This window comes from Halomonas sp. BC2, from assembly GCF_002078115.1.
GTDB lineage: Bacteria > Pseudomonadota > Gammaproteobacteria > Pseudomonadales > Halomonadaceae > Vreelandella > Vreelandella stevensii.
Genome location: NZ_LFGT01000001.1, coordinates 28,292 through 31,253, shown reverse-complemented (window position 1 = coordinate 31,253; position 2,962 = coordinate 28,292). Strand labels below are relative to the sequence as shown.

Annotated in this window: 2 protein-coding genes; one reads left to right on the top strand and one right to left on the bottom strand. The window is 63.8% G+C overall.

The window, feature by feature from the left end; genetic code table 11:
- The first annotated feature begins 366 nt into the window (after positions 1-366).
- Positions 367-1,848, top strand: coding sequence for a glycoside hydrolase family 32 protein (locus B7L71_RS00150; RefSeq protein WP_081135045.1), 1,482 nt, complete (start codon positions 367-369; stop codon positions 1,846-1,848).
- Between the two features lie 21 nt (positions 1,849-1,869).
- Here the strand turns inward: B7L71_RS00150 and B7L71_RS00145 are convergent, their stop codons facing one another.
- Entirely contained in the window at positions 1,870-2,835 is a 966-nt protein-coding gene (locus B7L71_RS00145; protein ID WP_081135042.1) for a carbohydrate kinase family protein, read from the bottom strand.
- Positions 2,836-2,962 lie beyond the last annotated feature (127 nt).

Sequence of the window (2,962 nt, the reverse complement as noted above, 5' to 3'; positions counted from 1 at the left end):
GCGATGACGGCGGCATCGGTGCCTGCCCAGGCAGTCGCCCAATGAATTGGCCTCCCACAGGAGGGCTGGGCAATGACCCGGTGGGAGGGGGCTTTAGCCCGCGATGATGGCGGCACTGGTGCCTGCCCAGGCAGTCGCCCAATGAATCCATCACGCGCCGATGTTCATCACTGGTCATGGCCGTCTCACATGGCCCTCCGCAATAAGCAAGGTTCATCGCGCTTTACCAGGAATTGCTTCGCTTTCACGCCAGAATGCGACGAACTTTTTTATACTTACGCCTAAAGGGGAGGAGTACGCATGGAGGGGAGTCGTGATACGCTAACTTAAACGATTAAGTTGACCGATTAAGTTAAGGTTTTAAGCATGACGTTAGCGGATTTTGAGCCCCAGCGGCCTGTGGTGCATTTCACCCCGCCGATGGGCTGGATGAACGATCCCAATGGGCTGGTGTTTTTCGAAGGCGAGTACCATCTGTTTTATCAGTACCACCCCTTGGGAACCGAGTGGGGGCCGATGCACTGGGGGCATGCGGTCAGCCGTGACCTGTGCCGGTGGCAGCATTTGCCCATTGCGCTGGCGCCCGATGAAGAAGGGGCCTGCTTTTCCGGCAGCGCCGTGGTGGATGAGCACAATGTCACGGGGCTGTTCGATGACAAGCCTGGGCTGTTGGCGTTCTATACCTGCCACAAGGTGCTCTCCGATGACCCGCAGGATTACCAGCAGTCCCAGTGCCTGGCGTACAGCCGCGACAAGGGGCGGACCTGGCAGCGCTATGCGGGGAATCCCGTCCTGCCGCCGCCCGGTTTCAAGGATTTCCGCGACCCCAAGGTGGTGTGGCATGCCCCCAGCCAGCGCTGGGTGATGGCGCTGGCCTGCGGGCAGGAGATTCACTTTTATACCTCGACCAACCTGCTGGCGTGGCAGTTTGCCAGCGCTTTTGGGGCGGGCGAGGGCGCGCACACCCAGCACCCCTGGGAGTGCCCGGACCTGTTCGAGCTACCGGTGGAAGGCGCCGAGCCCCATGAGCCCGCGTCGCGTTGGGTGCTGGTGGTAGGCATTGGTGCTACGCCGGATAACCCGTTTGGCTCGTTTACCCAGTACTTTGTGGGTGATTTCGACGGCCAGCGTTTCACCAATGACAACGCCCCGGATAGCGTGCTGATGATGGACGAAGGGCGGGACTTCTACGCGGTGCAGAGCTGGTCGAATACCCCTGGGCGGCGGCTGGCGCTGGCGTGGCTGAACAATTGGCAGTACGCCAACCATGCCCCTGAAGCGGGCTGGCGGGGCACCATGAGTCTGCCCAGGGAGCTTGCGCTGCGCGCAACGCATCGCGGCGTGCGCTTATATCAGCGCTTCACCCGTGAGGCGGCTCGAGCGCTCGGCGCCCCCCGCCATCTCTCGCCTCGCTCGCTGCAAACGGTGGGGGAGCACTGTATCGCCCTGCCGGAAGGCACGGCCGTGCAAGGGCAGATGACCCTGACGCTGAAGCCGGGGACGCGGCTGGCGCTCTCGCTGCAGCAGGGCTACCAGCAGCAGTTATGGCTGTCGGCAGGCGAAACGCAGACGGCGCTGCACTATGCGCGCCAGGGCAGTAACGGCCAGGCCGCCTTCGATGAGCACTTCGCCTGCGACCATGCGGCGGGCAGCGTCGATGGATTGACCGTCAGGATCCTCTGGTGGTGCGATCACGGAACGCTGGAAATGTTGATCGAGGGCGCCACCGAGCAGCGCAGCATCAGCCAGGTGAGCCTGGTGGATCATCGCCGTCAGCCGATCACGCTGAACCTGGTCAGCGGTCGGGTGGCGATCATGGAAGGCCTCACTCAGAGCGTCGCCGAGTAGACTGCTCGGCGACGCTGAGCGCTAGCCTGCGGAGCCGCGCAGGGCTTCGATATCGGCGTGGGTGGGCAGGGCGGCATAAGCGCCGGGGCGGGTCACGGCATGGGCGCCACAGCGGCAGGCAATGTCCACCGCGCGGCTGAGAAACGCGCTGTCCTGATGCCAGTTGGTGCGGATGCCGAACCGGGAAAGCTCCGCCAGCAGGCCGCCAATGAAGGCATCGCCACCGGCAGTGGTGTCCACGGCCGTCACGCTGGGCGGGGTGATGGTCTGCTCGATACCAACGCCTTTCAGCACCACGTCATGGGGGCCGTCAGTGATCACGATGACTTTCACACCGGCGGCCATGCGCTCGGCGAGCCACGCCTGCCTGGGATGGTCGCCGCGCAGGTAGTCCAGCTCTTCCAGCGAGACCTTCACCAGCTCGGCGCTATCGATCAGCTCGGTGACCCGCCACACATCCGCCGAGCCGTCCGCCCACAGGTTATGGCGCAGGTTGGCATCCACGCTTACCAGGCAGCCCGCTCGCTTGGCCATGGCGGCAATGGCCAGGGTGGTGTCGGCGATTTCCGGGTCGGTCAGGCTGTTGCTGCACAGGTGCACGATGGCAGGCTGCTCGAACACGCCGTGGGGCAGGTGCTCCAGGCGGTAGAGCAGGTCGGCGGCGGGTGGGCGGTAGAAGTCGAAAGTGCGCTCGCCATGGCTGTCTCGGGAAACGAAGGCCAGCGCCGTGCGGGCCTCCCGGGTCAGCACCACGCCTTGGGTGTCCACGCCGTGGCTTTGCAGCTCACGGATCAGAAAGTGCCCAAACGTATCATCACCGACCATGCCCAGAAACTGGCTGGGTACGTTCAACCGGGCGCAGGCCACCGCCACGTTGGCTGGCGCGCCGCCTGCGTAGGGGGTGAAGGTCTCTGGCCCCGTGTCGTCGCCCAGGCGGCTGGAGAGCATGTCAATCAAGGCTTCACCGAAAGCAATCACCGGCGTCATAGATCGTTCCTTGTCATTATTGGCATCAATGTTGAGTGGGCGTACTAAGCGACGCAGTGGCCGCGGGCTGCTTCCAGAAGTTCATACCAGGCTTCTCGGGGCAGGGCTTGCGGGCCATTGAGCATAT